General features: G+C 60.3%; 17 protein-coding genes. 4 read left to right on the forward strand and 13 right to left on the reverse strand.

All coding sequences use genetic code 11. The annotated features are described in order from the left end of the window. Positions 1–107: 107 nt before the first annotated feature. The 6 genes from queC to QNI87_RS13390 form a co-directional block, all read right to left on the reverse strand. Positions 108–806, reverse strand: a complete 699-nt coding sequence (gene queC / locus QNI87_RS13365; RefSeq protein ID WP_300597309.1) for a 7-cyano-7-deazaguanine synthase QueC — start codon at positions 804–806, stop codon at positions 108–110. A 51-nt stretch (positions 807–857) separates the two neighbouring features. Continuing rightward, the gene (locus QNI87_RS13370) at positions 858–1256 is read right to left on the reverse strand and encodes a hypothetical protein (RefSeq protein ID WP_300597311.1); all 399 of its coding nucleotides are present in this window, start codon (positions 1254–1256) and stop codon (positions 858–860) included. A 101-nt stretch (positions 1257–1357) separates the two neighbouring features. After that, positions 1358–2260 carry an Hsp33 family molecular chaperone HslO gene (locus QNI87_RS13375; RefSeq protein ID WP_300597313.1) on the reverse strand — a complete coding sequence of 301 codons (903 nt, stop codon included), beginning with the start codon at positions 2258–2260 and terminating at the stop codon, positions 1358–1360. A gap of 55 nt (positions 2261–2315) precedes the next feature. Next, positions 2316–3263: an ornithine carbamoyltransferase gene (gene argF, locus QNI87_RS13380; protein WP_300597315.1), complete on the reverse strand. Its 948-nt coding sequence runs from the start codon at positions 3261–3263 to the stop codon at positions 2316–2318. Continuing rightward, positions 3260–4459, reverse strand: coding sequence for an aspartate aminotransferase family protein (locus QNI87_RS13385; RefSeq protein ID WP_300597317.1), 1200 nt, complete (start codon positions 4457–4459; stop codon positions 3260–3262). Before QNI87_RS13385 ends, argF begins: the two co-directional genes overlap by 4 nt. A gap of 133 nt (positions 4460–4592) precedes the next feature. Then, the gene (locus QNI87_RS13390; RefSeq protein ID WP_300597319.1) at positions 4593–5336 is read right to left on the reverse strand and encodes a cold-shock protein; all 744 of its coding nucleotides are present in this window, start codon (positions 5334–5336) and stop codon (positions 4593–4595) included. Between the two features lie 798 nt (positions 5337–6134). Here QNI87_RS13390 and QNI87_RS13395 point away from each other — a divergent pair. Genes QNI87_RS13395 through QNI87_RS13410 form a run of 4 tightly spaced genes read left to right on the forward strand, consistent with a single transcriptional unit; the run spans position 6135 to position 9590 of the window. Then, positions 6135–6566 carry a TIGR01244 family sulfur transferase gene (locus QNI87_RS13395; RefSeq protein ID WP_300597321.1) on the forward strand — a complete coding sequence of 144 codons (432 nt, stop codon included), beginning with the start codon at positions 6135–6137 and terminating at the stop codon, positions 6564–6566. Between the two features lie 14 nt (positions 6567–6580). After that, a complete protein-coding gene (locus QNI87_RS13400) occupies positions 6581–6979 on the forward strand; it encodes a hypothetical protein (protein ID WP_300597323.1) in 399 nt (132 codons plus the stop codon). An 11-nt stretch (positions 6980–6990) separates the two neighbouring features. Next, on the forward strand, positions 6991–7953 hold the full coding sequence (locus tag QNI87_RS13405) for a sterol desaturase family protein (protein ID WP_300597325.1): 963 nt from the start codon (positions 6991–6993) through the stop codon (positions 7951–7953). A gap of 23 nt (positions 7954–7976) precedes the next feature. Continuing rightward, a complete protein-coding gene (locus tag QNI87_RS13410) occupies positions 7977–9590 on the forward strand; it encodes a GMC family oxidoreductase N-terminal domain-containing protein (RefSeq protein ID WP_300597327.1) in 1614 nt (537 codons plus the stop codon). Between the two features lie 49 nt (positions 9591–9639). Here the strand turns inward: QNI87_RS13410 and QNI87_RS13415 are convergent, their stop codons facing one another. The 7 genes from QNI87_RS13415 to pheS all read right to left on the reverse strand — a co-directional run bounded on the left by QNI87_RS13415 (position 9640) and on the right by pheS (position 18239). Then, complete coding sequence (locus tag QNI87_RS13415; protein ID WP_300597329.1) at positions 9640–10944, reverse strand: ammonium transporter; 1305 nt, start codon at positions 10942–10944, stop codon at positions 9640–9642. 12 nt (positions 10945–10956) lie between these two features. Beyond that, complete coding sequence (locus QNI87_RS13420; protein WP_300597331.1) at positions 10957–11295, reverse strand: P-II family nitrogen regulator; 339 nt, start codon at positions 11293–11295, stop codon at positions 10957–10959. Positions 11296–11531: 236 nt separating this feature from the next. Then, on the reverse strand, positions 11532–12104 hold the full coding sequence (locus QNI87_RS13425; protein WP_300597333.1) for a pyridoxamine 5'-phosphate oxidase family protein: 573 nt from the start codon (positions 12102–12104) through the stop codon (positions 11532–11534). Positions 12105–12118: 14 nt separating this feature from the next. After that, entirely contained in the window at positions 12119–13000 is an 882-nt protein-coding gene (locus QNI87_RS13430; RefSeq protein ID WP_300597335.1) for an alpha/beta hydrolase, read from the reverse strand. Positions 13001–13037: 37 nt separating this feature from the next. Beyond that, positions 13038–14561: a peptide chain release factor 3 gene (locus QNI87_RS13435; protein ID WP_300597540.1), complete on the reverse strand. Its 1524-nt coding sequence runs from the start codon at positions 14559–14561 to the stop codon at positions 13038–13040. 106 nt (positions 14562–14667) lie between these two features. After that, positions 14668–17073, reverse strand: a complete 2406-nt coding sequence (pheT, locus tag QNI87_RS13440; protein WP_300597337.1) for a phenylalanine--tRNA ligase subunit beta — start codon at positions 17071–17073, stop codon at positions 14668–14670. After that, positions 17070–18239 (reverse strand): phenylalanine--tRNA ligase subunit alpha, encoded by a 1170-nt coding sequence (gene pheS / locus QNI87_RS13445; protein ID WP_300597340.1) that lies wholly within the window; start codon positions 18237–18239, stop codon positions 17070–17072. Before pheS ends, pheT begins: the two co-directional genes overlap by 4 nt. Positions 18240–18249 lie beyond the last annotated feature (10 nt).

The raw sequence follows: 18249 nt of genomic DNA on the forward strand, positions 1-18249 counted from the left end.
TGTATGGTGGAACGGATGATTCCGCTGTTGGCTCTTGCGCCGCAACCGATTCCCTCAAGAAGTTTGCCCTCCCAACCCATCTTTCGCGGCGATCTACACGCGTCGCCTTATGCTGCGTACTCCGTGCTATCGGGAATACCAGCTTCGGCAAAACCCTTTTTGCGTAGTCGACAGGAATCGCACAACCCGCATGCACGCCCATCGTCGGTGGGGTCGTAACAAGACCAACTCCACGATGGATCGAGGCCGAGACGCGCGCATTCTCTCGCAATATCGGCTTTGGTCATATTCTGGAGGGGAGCGTGGATCGAAAATGGCGTTCCTTCGACCCCAGCTTTGGTGCCGAGGCGTGCCGTTTCCGCAAAGCTCGCAATGAACTCAGGGCGGCAATCCGGATACCCAGAATAGTCGAGCGCGTTTACTCCGATAAAGACATCTCTGGCACCTGCCGCTTCGGCGCAAGCGGTTGTCAAGGCGAGAAAAACGAGATTGCGAGCGGGGACGTAGGTCACGGGAATATCGTTGCCCGGACCGCCTTTGGGCACATCGATCTGGTCGGTCAGTGCCGAGCCCCCAAACGCGGTGAGATCAAGCGCGATCTCAAGCTGCCGCGCGAGACCCAGTTTGCGTGCGATGCGCTTGGCCGAGTTCAGTTCGCGCCGATGGCGCTGGCCATAATCCACGGTAAGACCCTGAACGGCAAAGCCACTCTCTTGAGCAAGCGCAGCCGTCACCATTGAGTCCAGTCCTCCGGAGAGAAGGACAACAGCCAGCCGTGGCTCTTCTCGTTCTTCAAGTTCAGACATCAGTTCTGCGCGAGGAAAGCGGCGACTCCACAGGAATTGCGCCCAATGCGTTTAGCAAGAGCCTGTACGGCGCGCCTCGGCTGTGAACTGAAATGGCAAACCAGATGCAATGCCCTGACTCTCGATTTGAACCAGCGCACTGGTCTCCCTTCGAATGGTGGTGCGCCCATAATCATTTCCTGGACAAGTGTATTGGACGGTAACTTTCGAGGCGTCATCTTCGACGACAAAGCGCCGGCAGTTCGACAGACCGTGACGAACCTGAATCAACTCCTCACCTGTTTTGACGCAGAGCTTTTGGCTCGCTGAGTTATCGCGATACTTTACCGTCCATTCGCCCTTTTGAAGGGTCGCGAGCATGGCCAGACTATCCGACTGCGCAAGAAGCGGAGTTGCACCCATGGCCACAATCACAATAACGGAAAACTTTGATCTAAAAAGACTTTTCATGGTCGCCAAATCTATCAAGAAACGTCCGGGTGGATGGGCGTTTTGCATCGCTGCAGGCTGGTTCGTAAAGACATCGGAGCTTTGTGGCCAGAGAGGAAAGATCAGGCGTTCAGCTCGTACTTGCGTGAACAGAATGCGCAGTCCACTTCAATCACTCCTGCCTCATTTCGCATTGCATCTTGTTCTTCCTTGGGGAAGCGAGCGATGATTGCCTCGTAGTGAGCTGCACTACATCGGCACCCGCGAGCCAGATCTTCTCCGACCTGAATTCTGATTTCGTCTTCTTCGTGAAAGAGGCGCCAGACGAGCGCTTCCATGGATAAATCCGGATCGAGCAATTCTTCGTGACTGATGGTGCTTGAAAGCGCCTCAACATGCTCCCAGTCCGGATGCTCCATGCGAACGTGGAGGCGCTCGCGCCCTTCTTCCCCGTCGGCCAGATGTTGCACGAGCATGCCAGCGGCGACACGACCATCTTGCCCCGATTTGCTAGCAACGCGGAGAAGTGTGGGCACTTGTTCAGACTGCTTGAAGTACTGTTCGCAGGCTTCTGCCAGAGTGTCCCCTTCCAGTGGGACGATACCTTGGTAGCGCTCGATCACACCGAGGCCGGTGTCCGTCTCGAATGTTATCGCGAGGTAGCCCTCGCCGAAAAGGGCAGAAAGCGACGGATTCGCACCGAGGCCAGCGAGCGCCTCACGATCAAAATCAGCGTATCCGCGCATCGCGCCCCCACGAAAATCGCAAACCAAAAGTCGCACGACGCCCGCCTTGGTTTGCGCCTGCATGGTCATTTGCGCCCCCTCACCTTTGAGCAGGCCGCCCATTAGCGAACACAGAACCAGCGCTTCACTCAGTAAATGCGTGATCGGTGCAGGGTAATTATGCGTTCGAAGGACATCGTTGACGACGCCGTCGAGCCGCACGAGACGTCCGCGGACGTCGCGCCCTGGCAGCGTGAAGCCGAGCAGGGTATCGCAGTATGTCTCGGGTTGCTTTTGCATCAGCCTTATATGGTTGGTATCGACCGGGCTTTGAAGGCCAGAAGACTGCATGAAGTCAGGAGAGGCGGCCCAACGCCCACAGCAGGATCGACTTCTGCGCGTGAATGCGGTTTTCCGCTTCGTCGAACACAACCGACCGCGGCCCATCAAAAACGTCTTCACTGACTTCCTCGCCAACGTGGGCGGGAAGGCAATGCAGGAAGACAGCGTCCGACTTGGCCTCGGACATGCGCGCGGTATTGACTTGAAAGGGTTCCATCGCCTCGCGCTTCGCTTGGGCGTCCGCTTGCCCCATAGATATCCAGGTATCGGTAACTAGGACATCCGCATCGCGCGCCGCGACCGAAGGGTCATGTGTCAACGTGACATTCGAACCGCCAGAACGAGCCATTTCGATAAACTCGGCGTCGGGTTCGAAGCCGCTTGGCGTCGCTGCGCGAACATTGAACTTCATCAAGCCAGCGGCCTCCAAAAGCGAGTTCAGCACATTGTTCCCATCCCCAAACCACGCGACCTCCAAACCCGGCAGCGCTTTTCGGTGCTCGATAGCCGTCAGCAGATCCGCCACAATCTGGCAGGGGTGGGACCGGTCCGTGAGGCCGTTGATCACGGGCACATCGGCGTAGCGTGCCATCTCTTCAACTCTGGCATGATCGTCTGTGCGAAGCATAATGGCATCGACCATTCGACTCAGAACGCGAGCGGTGTCCGCCATGCTTTCTCCGCGCCCCAACTGACTGGAGCCGGCTTCGAGCAGCAAGACCGATCCGCCAAGCTGACGCATCGCGATGTCGAAGCTGACTCGCGTCCGGGTCGAATTCTTCTCAAACACAAGAGCGAGGATATGGCCCTGTAAGGGCGCGTCTGCATCCGCTTGCCCCTTCGGCAGAGACGTTCGGGCCGCCTTGCGATCTATCGCATCAGCCAGCATGGCGGCTATCGCATCAGCACCGGCGTCGGTGAGATCCAGAAAATGCCTCGGCTCTGTGTTGCTACTCATCATGCTGGCTCGGGCACTTTGAAACTCGCCGCGCCTGCCGACAGTTTGTCGAAGAATTCATCAATCTCCGCGTCTCCAATGACAAGCGGCGGTATGACACGCAAGGTCTGATCTCCGGCTGCCACGGTTAGAAGCTGGTGATGATCACGCAGGTGCACAAAAAACGGCCGGCTTTCGACCCTCATCTTGAGGCCCAGCATCAGGCCCTTGCCACGCACAAGCTCAAAAAGCTCCGGATAATTACCGATAAACTGCTCCAGCCGCGCTCGAATTCGGTCGCCTTTCTCGGTGACTTCAGAGAGGAATTCCTCGTTCGCTACCGCTTCCATCACAGCGCTTCCCGCAGCCATCGCGAGGGGGTTGCCGCCATAGGTCGATCCATGCGTGCCAAATGTCATACCGCGGGCCGCCTTTTCGGTCGCGAGGCACGCACCCAGCGGAAACCCGCCGCCAAGCCCTTTGGCCGAGGCGAGGATATCCGGTTCGATCCCATAATGTTCATAGGCGTAGAGCATGCCCGTTCGGGCCATGCCGCACTGCACCTCGTCGAGAACCAGCATCAGATCATGCTCATCCGCAAGCTCGCGTAGCCCTTGCATGAATTCGATCGAAGCGGGGCGAATTCCCCCCTCACCCTGAATAGGCTCTACAAGAAAGCCAGCCGTATTGGGGCCAATCAGCGTCTTGGCGGCTTCGAGGTCATCAAACTCTGCGTACTTGAAGCCGTCGAGAAGCGGCGAAAAACCCTTGTGCATCTTTGCCTGGTTGGATGCGCTGATCGTCGCCATCGTGCGCCCATGGAAAGCGTTAGTGAAGGTTATCAATTCGAAGCGGTTGGCGTCTCCATTATCGCCGGCGTTTTGATGATAGGCGCGGGCGCATTTGATCGAAGTCTCGACCGCTTCGGCACCCGAATTTGTAAAGAACACCGTATCGGCGAATGTCGCGTCGACAAGCTGCTGGGCCAGACGTTCGCCCTGAGGGCTTCCATACAAGTTTGAGACATGCATCAAGGTTTCAGCCTGCTTCTGGATCGCCTCGATCAGGCCCTGGTGAGAATGCCCCAGCAGATTCACTGCGATCCCGCTCGCAAAATCAAGATAGCGTGTGCCGTCCTCATCGATGAGATGGCAGTGATCGCCCTTTACAGGCCGAACATCGCATCGCGGATAGGTTGGCATAAGCGGTGTAATCGACATTCGAACAATCCCAGATAGACGAGGCCGGACGCCTCAATTCTCAAATGCAAATGGCGACCCCTTCCAGGGCCGCCATCGCATTAGGTAAAGACGCGGCCACCTTGGGTCAAACGGCGCGTCAGCTGATTAAGTCCTATCCTTGGACCGGCACCAGATTCACGGCAGAGTATTTGCCGCGTCGATCCACTTCGAGATCGAACTCAAAGCGCTCGCCCTCATTGATCGCCGACAGGCCGGAGCGCTCCACGGCGCTGATATGAACGAACGCGTCGGGCTGGCCATCATCACGCACAAGAAAGCCGAAACCCTTGGTCGCGTTGAAGAACTTGACCGTTCCGGTGGCTTTTTCACCTGTCAATTCACGCTTTGGTGGGCCGCTTTGCTGAACGGCAATCACTTCACCCACAATCTGAAGATCCTGAGCGGAAATCTTACCGCCGCGATCAACCAGATTGAACTCAAGCTCCTGTCCTTCGGCTAGTCCTTCCAGTCCTGCGCGTTCGACCGCGCTGATATGGACAAACACATCTTCGCCGCCTGCATCCTGTTGAATAAAGCCGAAGCCCTTTTGACCGTTGAAGAACTTAACGGTCCCCTTTCCGGTGCCCACAACTTGCGCTGGCATCCGATTGCCACCGCCGCGACCTCCGCCGCTGCCACCGAAGCCGCCGCGCTCGCGGTCTCCACCAAAGCGGTCGCCGCCGCCAAAGCCACCGCGATCGGAGCCGTAGCGATCACCGCCACCAAGACTTCCACGATCATTGCCATAACTTGGGGGTGGGAATCCGTCATTGCCGCCGCCGAAGGGATCAAAACCATCTTCGCCGAATCCGTCGCGCTTATCCCGGCCGCGTCGACGTCCTCTATCGTAACCCATAACTCAGTAAGTACCTTGTCACACTGCCCGTCCTCCAATGCGTCGGCGACGGGGACAGCAAGCCGTGCCAACCACAATCGGCAAACGAACATGCTCATTTGCCGTGTTGATATCGGTCATAGCGTACAAACACTTCGGTGGCGAACGATTTAACCGACCAGCATGTTGTCGCGATTTTTTGTGACAATTTCGAGCAGGGCAATTGTGTGTCAGGCGAGTTGCAGACCGATGTTCGTCCGACAGCACCGATTGGGGCAAGGTGGCCTAGTGGACAAACTAGCTCACGAACCGACTCTTTGGTCTGCGTGCAGCGTGAAAGCGCTGGGTGTCGACCACCTGAACTTTGACGTCACCCCCTCAAGCAAGCGTGCCGATCGCGCCACCCAGACACATGGCTAGTCGCAGTCTCTCTCGTGTGCGACACGCGAGTCGCTGCACTGATGCTAATCGGCTGGCTGGTCACGCCTTGACGACACCTAGAGCTTCCCAAGGGCACCACACACCGCTCTGGGCATGCCGCTGCGATCCGATTCGATTCTCATCTCTCAGAACGGGACTGGCCAAATAGCCTGCGCGCTGGTCGTCGCCAATCCGCTCGCCAACGCATTGAGGAAATTCCCGCACTCGCTATGCTCTGGCCGCTGTCTCTCGTGCTGACCGAATTGATCTTGATCGCAACCGATCCTGGCTACGATGTTCTGACGGTCCAGAATTCCAAGCCGCTGGGCTTTCCAATCGGCGTCGATTTGCGCACCATGAAGAGCGCAACGACGAACGAATCGAAGAGAGGCCGCCCGCATGAGCGATTTTCGCAAGCTGTCCGATAATGTGTTTGCCAGCCCACAGATCGAACTTGCGGATATTGAGTCCGCAAAAGCTGCCGGCATGGCCATGATCATCAACAACCGCCCAGACGGAGAGGACCCCTCAGCGCCGCAAGGGGATAAAATTGCGGAGGCGGCGCAAGCGGCGGGGCTGGAATACGTTAGCATTCCGATCGGCCACGGGGGCTTCAGCGAGCCGCAGATTGACGCGATGATCAAGGCATTGGACGAGGCGCGTGGCCCAGCGCTGGCCTATTGTCGTTCGGGCACGCGATCCACCCTGCTCTGGGCTCTCGCTCAGGCCAAGCTGGGCGTCCACCCCGATACAATCACCCAGTCGGCGATGGCGGCTGGTTATGATGTCAGCCCCATCCGAGCGATGCTGGATATGCTCGCCGGTCGCTGACCCCTGATCGGATTATGGACACCGACACCATTCTCTTGCAGTTCGGCGGTTCGCTGATCGCCATTCTCGCCCTTGCGGGTCTCGCCACGCTCTTGCGTCTTGGCGGCAGACCCTCACTCAGCGATGAGACTGCGGTCACGAAAGCGGCTGGCGAGGTCGAAGACGGGTTCGAAACCTCGCGCGTCTCCATAGCTCGAGACGGCGCGGCGGCACTGGCTCGCGACCCTGACGGGCGGATCATGGTCATCAAACGTCACGGTAACAAGTATGCCGGTCGCGTTCTCACTCCAGCGGCCCGCGGCTTGGAGGAAGTCGACGCGTTGGTCGTCGATACCGGCGAAACGCGGTTTGGGCCGGTCCGCCTGTCTGTAAGCGACGCGCCGTATTGGGCCGACGCGATCAATAGACTATAGCAAAGATCGCAATGCCCGACTTCTCCCCCACCCAATACGCCGTTCCCTTCTTCGTGCTGGCGATCGTGGTCGAGATGGTTTGGGCGTATTGGCGCGCGCCCGGCGCGTACGAGCCCAGGGACACGCTTGTCAGCCTTTCGTTCGGGCTCGGGTCCACGCTGGCTGGGGCGCTTTTGGGGGGTCTCTCCATCGCCGCCGCGCTGGCCGCATACCAATACCGCATCTTCGACTTTGGGCAACAATGGTGGCTGATGTGGTGGGCCTGGCCGCTCGCTTTCGTGCTGGACGATTTCAAGTATTATTGGGTCCATCGCGCCGGCCACCGCATACGTTGGATGTGGGCGGCGCATGTGAACCATCACTCCAGCCAGCACTACAACCTCTCTACCGCGCTAAGGCAGACGTGGACGGGCGCCTTTACCTTTGGGCTGTTGTTTGCGTTGCCTCTTGTTCTTTTGGGCTTCCATCCCGTGATGCTCGGGATCGTGGGCGGCTTCAATCTGATCTATCAGTTTTGGATCCACACCGAGGCGCTCGACAAGATGCCCCGCTGGTTCGAAGCGGTAATGAACACACCGAGCCACCACCGCGTGCACCATGCGACCAATCCGCGATACCTTGATCGCAACTACGCCGGGGTCTTCATCATCTGGGACAAATGGTTCGGAACGTTTGAACCGGAACGCGACGAGGAGACCATTCGCTACGGGATCATAAAGCAACTCGGCAGCTTCAACCTTCTTTGGTCGGTATTTCACGAATGGATCGGAATGATCAGCGATATCTGGAGCAGCCCGTGGAAACACAAGCTGTCCTATCTGTTGCGAGAGCCTGGCTGGACGCATGATGGCAGCCGCGAAACCTCCGATATGATCCGCGATCGATGGAAGCATCGCGTGGGCGACGTGGCGGCACCAAAGGCGCGGAACGTTGCTGATCAAAACCCGATTGCACCACCGCAGGAAGCCGCATAGTCTCTTTCGCAAAGGAGAGAGACATGGAGAGTTTCGACTACATCGTCATTGGCGGTGGCAGTGGCGGTAGCGCCGTCGCCGGGCGACTGGGCGTGGACGGCACCCGCCGGGTCTGCGTTCTCGAAGCGGGCGGACGCAACGATAATATCCTGATCAAGACGCCGGGTTTCATGCCCTTCATCCGAAACTCGTCGAACTACAAGTACGAGACAGTTCCACAGAAGGGCCTGAACTGTCGCATTGGCTACCAGCCGCGCGGCAAAGGGCTGGGCGGGTCCTCGGCGATCAACGCCATGGTCTATATTCGCGGTCACAAATGGGACTACGACAATTGGGCCGAGATGGGCTGCACTGGATGGTCCTATGACGATGTCCTGCCCTATTTCCGCAAGGCGGAAGCCAATGAACGCGGTGCGGACGCGTATCACGGCGAAAACGGCCCGCTCTTCGTCTCCGACCAACGTTCGCCCAACCCCGTAAGCCACGCCTTTGTCGACGCCGCTCGCGAGCTCCAGTTACGCACGAACGAGGACTTTAACGGCGAGCGCCAAGAAGGCTTCGGTCTCTATCAGGTAACGCAGCGCAACGGTGAACGCTGGTCCGCCGCCCGCGCCTATGTCGAACCGATCCGCGATCAGGGCAATGTGTCGATCCGCACCAACACTCTGGTTGAGCAGCTCGTCATCGAGCAAGGCCGGGTGACGGGTGTGCGTGTCCGGCGCGGTAAGAAGCCGGGCAGCGGATCAGAGATGCTCTACGCCCGGCGCGGCGTCATCCTGTGCGCGGGCGCCTTCAACTCCCCGCAGATTCTCATGCTATCCGGTATCGGGCCGGCTGAGCATCTTATGCAACATGGAATAAACGTCGTGATGGACAAACCGGCGGTCGGCTCTGAATTGCAGGACCATATCGACTACGTTTCGGCTTGGGAAACGACGAGCGATATCCCGATCGGTCAGTCGCTCAAGGGAACGATGAAGATGGCGGGCGCTATCTTCGAACACCGTCGCAAACGGACCGGAGCCATGGCGACGCCTTACGCAGAGAGCGGTGGGTTCTGGACGGTGATGCCCGATTCGCCTTCGCCGGATATTCAGTGGCACTTTGTCCCTGCGGTGCTCGAGGATCACGGGCGTGAGACGGTCCGCGCGCACGGCTTCTCCCTCCACGCTTGCGTTCTGCGCCCGGAGAGTCGTGGCACCGTGCGTCTGGCGTCCAGGGACGCGGGCGCCGCGCCTTTAATCGATCCCAATTTCCTTGATGACGAGCGCGACATCGCAACCATGCGCGCCGGCGTGCGCCTGTCGCACCGTATCGCCTCGGCGCCGGCGCTTCAGGCGTACGGTCCAGAAGATCGCCATCCGGTCAATCTCGACGATGACGAAGCGCTCGACACCCTGATCCGCAACCGCGCCGACACGGTCTACCATCCCGTGGGCACATGCCGGATGGGCCCCGATGCGGACAGTGTGGTCGATCCACAACTCAAGGTGCGCGGGCTTGACGGCTTGTGGATCGCCGATGCGAGCATCATGCCCAAGATCGTCAGCGGTAACACCAACGCTCCAAGTATAATGATTGGAGAGCGCTGCGCGGATTTTGTAAAAGCCAGCGAGCGAGAAGCCGTCGCCGCCTAGCTTGAAAAGAGGGAGAGGCCACACAGCGGGTGGCCTCTCCTATCCTTCTTCAGTTGTATGCGCGCTCTCCATGTTCGGAGATATCGAGGCCGTTGACCTCGTCTTCTTCTTGAACACGCAGTCCGACCACCGCCTTTGCGACAAATCCGGCGAGCAATGTGCCGACCCCGGCCCAAGCGATCGTGACCAGCACACCCTTGGTTTGGATCCAGAGCTGAGCGCCCACAGCCACCGAACCATCGCCCGGCCCTCCCAGGAAAGGCTGGTAGACAACGGCCGTCCCGATCGCGCCGACAATCCCGCCCACGCCGTGAATGCCGAAGGCGTCGAGAGCATCGTCGTAGCCAAGCTTGGCCTTAACCGTGGCAACGAAGAAATAGCACACCGCTGACGACACGATACCCAGCAGGATCGCACCGAACGGTCCGCTGTTGCCCGCTGCGGGAGTGACCGCCACAAGTCCCGCAATGACGCCCGAGCAGAAGCCCAGCGCTGATCCTTTGTGGCCAAGGATCTTCTCTACCACCATCCAGGCAAGGCCGCCGGCTGCGGTCGCAACGAAAGTGTTGATCATCGCGAGACCCGCTGAGCCATCGGCTTCGAGCGCTGACCCGGCGTTGAACCCGAACCAGCCGACCCACAACAGGCCCGTGCCGATCATGGTCATGACAAGGCTGTGCGGGGGCATCGGCTCTTGCGGCCATCCGCGCCGCTTGCCCACCAGGTAGGCGAGGACAAGTCCGCTGACGCCCGCGTTGATGTGAACGACGGTCCCGCCAGCAAAATCGAGCGCACCATCCTTGAAGAGCAGCCCGTCGCCCGCCCAGACCATATGGGCAATCGGGAAATAGACGATGGTCAACCAGATCGGCACGAACATCATCACAGCGCTGAACTTCATCCGCTCGGCGGTCGCGCCCAGGATAAGAGCGGCTGTGATCGCGGCAAAGGTCATCTGGAAACTGATGAAAACGTATTTGCTGATCACTTCGTCGGTGAAGGTCGCCGCCGTGCTGGATGCATCGGTCCCGATCAGAAAATAGCTGCCCCCGCTGATGAAGTTGCCGAGCAGGCCTTCATAGCTGGTGTCGCCGAAGGCGAGGCTGAAGCCCCACATAACCCAGATAATCATCGCAAGACTCGCGGTCGCCCCGATCTGCGTGAGCATCGAAAGCATGTTCTTCGAGCGGGTCAGACCGCCGTAGAACAGCGCAAGACCCGGCAGGATCATGAGCATCACCAGAACGGTCGAGGTCATCATCCACGCGTTATTTCCCGGGTTGGGAACGGGGGGCGCAGCGAGAGCGGGTTGCGCGATCGAGAGAGCGATGGAGCCAAGTGCAAGTTTCTTCATCGTCTGTTTCCCTTAAAGCGCGGTTTCACCGGTCTCGCCGGTGCGAATGCGGGTGGCGGACGCCAGATCGAGAACGAAAATCTTTCCATCGCCGATAGCTTCGGTGTTGGCCGTTTGCTGGATCGTCTCGACCACCTGCCCGGCTACGTCTTCGCTGACGGCGATCTCTAGCTTCACCTTGGGCAGCATGTTGGTTGAGTACTCAGCCCCGCGGTAAATCTCGGTTTGGCCCTTCTGGCGACCAAATCCCTTCACCTCGGTAACCGTCATTCCGGCGATCCCGATATTGCTCAACGCTTCGCGGACTTCATCAAGCTTGAACGGCTTGATGACGGCGATGATGAATTTCACAGCCTGCTTCCCCTGTTTTTGGTGCTGTTATTGACCCTGCTTCGGGCCGCGCTTGTAGAGGGCCTTGGGCCCAGCATCGAAATAGCAAGAGCTGTGCCACTCGCCGGCAAGCGAGGCTGACCCTCGGGAAAACGGGCAGTGACGCCGCGATTACGGGCAATCGCGTGCCCGAATTTTAACCTTTTGCTTACAAGTTGAGCACGGAGGGCCCGAAACCTACCGCTTCGCGCGAACCTTCACTCTCCCGCGATGTACCGGTCCGTGGCGCGCGTGGGCAGGCCATCTATGCTGGAGACCCGCTCAGCCATCTTTGCCGCCCATTCAACAGGGTCGGACTGGCGATGGGCTTTCTTGAGAGTCTCGCGCTCGCCTTCAAGGCTCATGAACGGCACGCCCCATCCGCACGAGGTCTGCACGCTCTCCACCGCGATGTCGAAGATCTGACGCGTGCCCGGCAACAGCGTGAAGTGATCGGCCAAGGCCTCCCAGCCCCCATCCTGAGGAAGCACGGGTTTGCCCCGGCCATATATGCGCAGAATAAGTGCGGGCCGCTCGAAGTTGCAGAACATGATCGTGATGCGTCCCCCACGTTCATTGGCATCTGCCGTAAGGTGAGCATGGGTCTCGTTGCCCGAACCGCCAAGGTCGAGATAAGCGACCCGATCCGGACCGAGAACACGAAAAGCGTCGTATCCTTTTGGACTGAGATTGATCCGCGCGTCCTTGGCAGCGGTGGCGACGAAGAAGACCGGCTGCTTTTCGATCATCGCGACATGCTTGTCGGTCAGGGTGTCGGTAAAGTCAGCCATCGCGTTTCCCTCGCTTACAAGAATTCGTGCAGCACCGTCATGAACCTATCAAACTGGTCATGGTGGAGCCAGTGGCCCGCTTTCTCGAACTCAATCACTCTAGCGGTGTTGAAGTGTTCAAGGCGTCCGTCTTTTTCTGGGTTCGAGGCCCAACTGTCCGCGCCATAGAGCAGCAAGGTGGGACAGCTGATCGCGCTCCACGTCGCCTCGAGAAACTCATCGGCGAGGTCCTCAACGCCCCAGACATTGAGATGCGGGTCGAACTTCCAGCTATAGGTCCCGTCCTCGTTGCGATTGACTCCGTGGATGGTGAGATGACGCGCCTGATCCTCAGTAAGGTAGGAGTTTTCCTCAATCATCCGAGCAAACGCCGCCTCGATGCTCTCATATTTGCGCGGCGTGCGTCCGGCGGCCTTGCGTTTCTTCTCGATCCACTCGCGCATCCGTTCCGGATAGGGAGTGGCGCGCTGCTTCGCTTTCCATTCGGGCGATGGACCGAGCCCTTCGATGGCGACGAGCTTTGTCACCATATCCGGGAACACGCCAGCGTAGCGCAGAGCCACATTTCCGCCCATTGAGTGCGCAACGATGCGCACCGGGCCAACGCCCAATTGATGGATCAGTTGGGCAAGGTCATAGACCATATCGCCCGCAGAGTAATTGCCATCAGAGACCCAGTCGCTGTCGCCATGTCCGCGATGGTCCATGGCGACCACATGGTAGTCTTGACGCAGCGCCTCAGCCGTCCAGTCCCAGCTCCGCGCGTGATCGCGGCCACCATGAACAAGGACGAGCGGCGGCTTTGCGCGGTCCTCTTCGCTGATGGCCCAATCCTCGTAATTGAGCTTGAGCCTTTGCGAGATGAAGCTCTGCGAAGTTGGTCCCGATCCGTTCATGCCGGTCCCATGGCCCGATCGCGCGGGGCTCGCAACCCTAGCGCTCCTTGGTCGCTGAGAAGCTGAGCTCGGGGTTCTTTTCGACCTGATAGTTCACGTCCCACGGGCTCTTGGCCAGAAAGACCAGATCGCCGTCGCGGTCGCGCGCAAGATTGGCTCGGTTGAAGCTCTCGAACTCGTCCATCGCCTTTGCCTCGCCCTTGAGCCAACGCGCTGTGGCAAAGGGCGCAGGCTCAAGCGCGGCCTCGACCTTGTATTCCGCCGACAGCCGCGAGACGAGCACGTCGAGCTGAAGCTGGCCGACCACGCCGACGATATGCTGGGCGCCGATCTCCGGGTAGAAAACCTGGATCACGCCCTCTTCGGACAGGTCGTCGAGCGCCTTGCGCAATTGCTTGGTTTTGGTCGGATCTTTCAGCTGCACGCGGCGCAGGATCTCCGGCGCGAAGTTCGGCAGGCCGGTGAAGCGCACCTGATCCTTCTCGGACAAGGTATCCCCGACCCTCAGCGTCCCATGGTTGGGAATGCCGATTATGTCACCCGCTTCGGCTGTGTCGGCGATCTCTCGGTCCTGCGCAAAGAACAGGATGGGCGAGTGGATCGCGATCGGCTTGCCAAGGCCCGAAGGCGTCAACTTCATACCGCGTTTGAACGTGCCCGAAACCTGCCGCATAAACGCGATGCGATCGCGGTGGTTGGGGTCCATGTTCGCCTGAACCTTGAAGATGAAACCGGTGACCTCATCGCGGGTCGGCGCGATCTGCTCGTCGCCAGCGGGCTGCGGGCGCGGCGGCGGGGCGAACTTCGCGATCGCCTCAATCAGCTCGGTAATGCCGAAATTCTTGAGCGCGGATCCAAAGTAAACCGGCGTCAGGTCGCCGCTGCGATAGGCCTCCAGATCGAACTCGGGATACCCCACCTGCGCCAGCTCGGCTTCTTCGGCGAACTCCTCGGGGATCGCCGGATTGCGCTCGCGCTTGCCAAGAAATTCCTTGGAAGGTCCCTCAGGCCGACTGATTTCTCCGGTCTCGAAGTCGAGAATGCCTTCGAACTGCCCACCCATGCCGATGGGCCAGCTTTGGGGCGAGACATCGAGCGCCAACATGTCCGCGACTTCGTCAAGCGTCTCGAACGGGTCGCGCCCCTCGCGGTCTACCTTGTTGACGAAGGTAATGATCGGCACGCTGCGAAGGCGGCAAACTTCGAAAAGCTTGCGCGTCTGCGGCTCGATGCCCTTCGCCGCGTCGATCACCATCACCGCGGAATCGACCGCGGTCAGGGTGCGGTAGGTGTCTTCGGAAAAATCCTCGTGCCCCGGCGTATCGAGCAGGTTGAAAGTGACCCCGTCCCGCTCGAACGTCATCACCGATGAGGTAACCGAAATGCCGCGCTGCTGTTCGATCTTCATCCAGTCGGAGCGCGCGCGCCGCTGTTGCCCACGCGCCTTGACCTCGCCCGCCAGATGGATCGCTCCGCCTTGCAGCAACAGCTTTTCGGTCAGCGTCGTCTTACCCGCGTCAGGGTGCGAAATGATCGCAAAGGTTCTTCTATTTGACACAATGTTTCCGTCCGGACTGAGCCTGTCGAAGCCCCGTTCTTGCTTCGTTGCGCAGCTTCGAAAGTGAAGTACGGCCCTTCGACAAGCTCGGGGCGAACGGGTTAGGCCCTCAGCTCCTGAGCACCGCCCCTACCTTCGCCGCTGCCGCCACAACCGTATCAGCAATCGCTTTAAGATCGTTGTCCTTATAGCTCTTGTCCTGCGGCTGGAGCGTAACTTCGATCGCAAGCGATTTCTTGCCTTCGGGCACGCCTTCGCCGGTGAAGACATCGAAGATGCGCGCGTTCGTGATCTGGTCCTTGAGGACAGATCGGACCGCGCGTGCGAGATCGGAGGCCGGAGCATCCTTATCGACCAGAAAGGCAAAGTCGCGCGTCACCGCCTGCAGGGTGGGCGGCGTGAAGGGCGCGCGGGCGAAACCGGCGCTGCCCTTTTTCTGCGGGATCTGATCAAGGAAGATTTCGACCGCCGCAACCGGGCCATCGAGATCGAACGCCTTCAGGGTTTCCGGATGCAGCATACCGAAGCGCGCCAGCACCTTCTTGGGGCCAAGGCGCAAGGTGGCTGCCTGCCCGGGATGGAACTGCCTGCCCGATCCTTCGGCCACGGGCTCCATCACCATCAAATTGGGTACAGGAGCGCCCGCCGCGGCAAGCAGCGAGAGAGCGGCCGCCTTGGCGTCATAGGCATTGAAGCTGACCGCTTTCCCACTCGCCCAACCGCGCGGCGTCTTTTCACCCGCTAGCACAATGCCAAGGGTCGCCCGCTCATCGGACAGGCCGTCGCCCGCGCGGAAGTAGCGCCGCCCAAGCTCGAACACGCGCGTGCTCGTCGCGCCGCGATCCGTGTTGCGCCTGGCCGCCATCAACAGACCGGGCAGGAGCGAAGGGCGCATGACCTTCATGTCCTCGCTGATCGGATTGTCGAGCGCCCAAAGCGTCGCGCCTTCGGGCGCAAAGCGTTGCGCTTCGGCCTCGGGCAGGAAGGACCAGGTGATCGCTTCATGGAAACCGCTAGCGGCGGCGGCGCGGCGAAGCCTGCGTTCCATGACTTGGGCCGGCGTGGCGGTCGGGCGGGCAACGCCTTCGGCGCGCGGCAGGGCTACGCTTTGCACCTTGTCCAAGCCGTGAATGCGCACGACCTCTTCGACGAGGTCGGCCGGGCCTTCGATATCGTGGCGGCGCAGCGGGCAGGTGACCTGCCAGTCTTCACTAACCGCAAATTCCAGGCTTTCCAGAATACGAAGTTGCTCGCCCGCCGGAACGTCGACACCGCCCAGACGCGCGGTCATCGCCGTATCAAACTTCACGACCATCGGCTCGTGTGGCGGCGCGCCCGCGTGGACGTCGTCGCTCGGGGTTCCACCCGCCAGCTCGACAACCAGGCCGGTGAGAAGATCGAGCCCGTCTTGCAAGAAGGCCGGGTCCACCCCGCGCTCGAACCGCGTGCGCGCGTCGGAAGCAAGGCCCAGCTTGCGGCCCGTCACACCAATGCGCGCCGGATCGAAATAAGCGATCTCTAGCAGCACGTCGGCGGTCTCGTCGGACACGCCCGAATCCTCGCCGCCCATGATCCCGGCGATATCGTGGACCTGTTCGTCGTCCGCAATCACCACCATGCTTTCATCGAGCGTGTAGGTCTTCTCATTGAGCGCCAGAACCTGCTCGCCGGGCTTCGCGCGCCGCGCTACCAACGCTCCCGACAGCTTGGCGAGATCGTACACATGCGCCGGGCGGCCGAAGGCCAGCATCAGATAGTTGGTGAGATCGACCAGCAGCGAGATCGGGCGCTGCCCGGCGCTATTCAGGCGCTGTTGTAGCCAATCGGGCGAGGGGCCGTTTGTAACGCCCTTTATGACGCGCCCATAGAAAGCCGGACAGCCTTCGGGATCATCGGTGCGGATTTCGACCGGACACGCGCCCGAGGCTTCGAACCTGGTGAATGCGATGGGCTTCAAGGTGCCCAGACCCGCCGCCGCGAGATCGCGTGCAATGCCGTAAACGCCCATGCAATCGGGCCGGTTGGGCGTAATCGCGACGTCGATGATGGGGGATGAGCCCTGATAATCGGCGAAGGAATGGCCTACGCTCGCCTCCTCTGGCAGCTCGATGATCCCATCGTGGTCATCACCCAGTTCAAGCTCGCGAGCCGAGCACATCATGCCGGTCGATTCGACCCCGCGAATGGCGGCCTTGCGTAGCTCCATGCCGTTGGAGGGCACCACCGCTCCTGGCAGTCCCAGCACGCCCTTCATCCCCGCGCGCGCGTTGGGCGCGCCGCACACGACCTGCACAGGCTCGCCATCGCCCGTGTCGACCTTGAGCACTTGCAGCTTGTCCGCGTCGGGATGCTTCTCGGCTGAGAGGACATGCGCGACCTGAAAGCCCTTGAGCGTTTCGGCCGGGTCTTCGACGCCTTCCACCTCGAGCCCGATGGCGTTCAGCGCCTCGGTGATTTCGGATAGACTCGCGTCGGTTTCGAGATGGTCCTTGAGCCAGGTGACGGAGAACTTCATCGCTGCGCTCCCACCCCGGCGGACAGCGTCGGCTGGTCGAACGGTGAGAAGCCGTAATGCGACAGCCAGCGCGGATCGCCGTCGAAGAAGGCGCGCAGGTCGTTCATGCCGTATTTGAGCATCGCGATCCGGTCGATCCCGAGGCCAAAGGCAAAGCCCTGCCACTGCTCGGGGTCGAACCCGGCCGAGCGCAGGACGCGGGCGTTGACCATGCCGCTGCCGCCCAGTTCCATCCAGTCGTGGCCCTCGTCATCGCCGTGCCCGCCAACCACGCGGCGCCCGCCTTCTTTTCCGGCGCCCTCGTTGGAATAGCCGACATCGACTTCGACCGACGGTTCGGTGAAGGGGAAGTAGGACGGGCGCAAACGCAGCACGATATCCTCGCGCTCAAAGAACGCCTTGAAGAAGGTCTCCAGCGTCCATTTGAGGTGACCCAGATGGATGTCGCGATCGACCACAAGGCCTTCGACCTGGTGGAACATCGGCGTGTGGGTCGCGTCGCTGTCGCTGCGGTACACGCGGCCCGGTGCGATTATGCGGATCGGCGCGCCGCCTTTGCTTTTGGCCGACACATCCCTCTTGGTGCGGATCTGCACCGGGCTGGTGTGCGTGCGCAGCAACATCTGGCGTTCTTGTTGGCCTACCTCTCCGCTACTTGAGGCCGGATCGACCGCCACGAAATCCGGGAAGTAGAATGTGTCGTGCATGGCGCGCGCCGGGTGCGTTTCGTCCATATTGAGCGCGGTGAAATTGTGCCAGTCGTCCTCGATCTCCGGACCGGTCGCGACCGCAAAGCCCAGATCGGCGAAGATCTCCGCGAGCTCGTCCATCACCTGGCTGACCGGATGGACCGATCCCTGCGGAGCCTCGGGCGCGGGAAGGGTAAGATCGAGCGTTTCGGCGGCCAGCCGCACCTCAAGAGCTTCGGCCTCCAGAGCGCTCTTCTTGGCTTCGATCGCCTCGGCAATTTCAGCGCGCACCGCCTGTATTGCGGGCGCGGCTTGGGTGCGCTCTTCTGGGCTCATCTGCCCCAGCGTCTTGAGAGCGAGGCTCACCCAGCCTTTCTTGCCCAGCGCCGCCACACGCTGCTCTTCGAGCGCGTCAAGACCTGACGCAGCGGCAATCGCATCCAGCGCGGCCTGTTTGTCGGATGTCAAATCAGTCATGTCGCAGCCG

The sequence above is a fragment of the Erythrobacter sp. genome, from assembly GCF_030066995.1.
In the GTDB taxonomy this organism is placed as follows: domain Bacteria; phylum Pseudomonadota; class Alphaproteobacteria; order Sphingomonadales; family Sphingomonadaceae; genus Erythrobacter.

Excerpts from the sequence above, each read along its gene's own strand:
- queC (WP_300597309.1), bottom strand. The coding sequence starts at position 806 with ATGTCTGAACTTGAAGAACGAGAAGAGCCACGGCTGGCTGTTGTCCTT.
- QNI87_RS13370 (WP_300597311.1), bottom strand. The coding sequence starts at position 1,256 with ATGAAAAGTCTTTTTAGATCAAAGTTTTCCGTTATTGTGATTGTGGCC.
- QNI87_RS13375 (WP_300597313.1), bottom strand. The coding sequence starts at position 2,260 with ATGCAAAAGCAACCCGAGACATACTGCGATACCCTGCTCGGCTTCACG.
- argF (WP_300597315.1), bottom strand. The coding sequence starts at position 3,263 with ATGATGAGTAGCAACACAGAGCCGAGGCATTTTCTGGATCTCACCGAC.
- QNI87_RS13385 (WP_300597317.1), bottom strand. The coding sequence starts at position 4,459 with ATGTCGATTACACCGCTTATGCCAACCTATCCGCGATGCGATGTTCGG.
- QNI87_RS13390 (WP_300597319.1), bottom strand. The coding sequence starts at position 5,336 with ATGGGTTACGATAGAGGACGTCGACGCGGCCGGGATAAGCGCGACGGA.
- QNI87_RS13395 (WP_300597321.1), top strand. The coding sequence starts at position 6,135 with ATGAGCGATTTTCGCAAGCTGTCCGATAATGTGTTTGCCAGCCCACAG.
- QNI87_RS13400 (WP_300597323.1), top strand. The coding sequence starts at position 6,581 with ATGGACACCGACACCATTCTCTTGCAGTTCGGCGGTTCGCTGATCGCC.
- QNI87_RS13405 (WP_300597325.1), top strand. The coding sequence starts at position 6,991 with ATGCCCGACTTCTCCCCCACCCAATACGCCGTTCCCTTCTTCGTGCTG.
- QNI87_RS13410 (WP_300597327.1), top strand. The coding sequence starts at position 7,977 with ATGGAGAGTTTCGACTACATCGTCATTGGCGGTGGCAGTGGCGGTAGC.
- QNI87_RS13415 (WP_300597329.1), bottom strand. The coding sequence starts at position 10,944 with ATGAAGAAACTTGCACTTGGCTCCATCGCTCTCTCGATCGCGCAACCC.
- QNI87_RS13425 (WP_300597333.1), bottom strand. The coding sequence starts at position 12,104 with ATGGCTGACTTTACCGACACCCTGACCGACAAGCATGTCGCGATGATC.
- QNI87_RS13430 (WP_300597335.1), bottom strand. The coding sequence starts at position 13,000 with ATGAACGGATCGGGACCAACTTCGCAGAGCTTCATCTCGCAAAGGCTC.
- pheT (WP_300597337.1), bottom strand. The coding sequence starts at position 17,073 with ATGAAGTTCTCCGTCACCTGGCTCAAGGACCATCTCGAAACCGACGCG.
- pheS (WP_300597340.1), bottom strand. The coding sequence starts at position 18,239 with ATGACTGATTTGACATCCGACAAACAGGCCGCGCTGGATGCGATTGCC.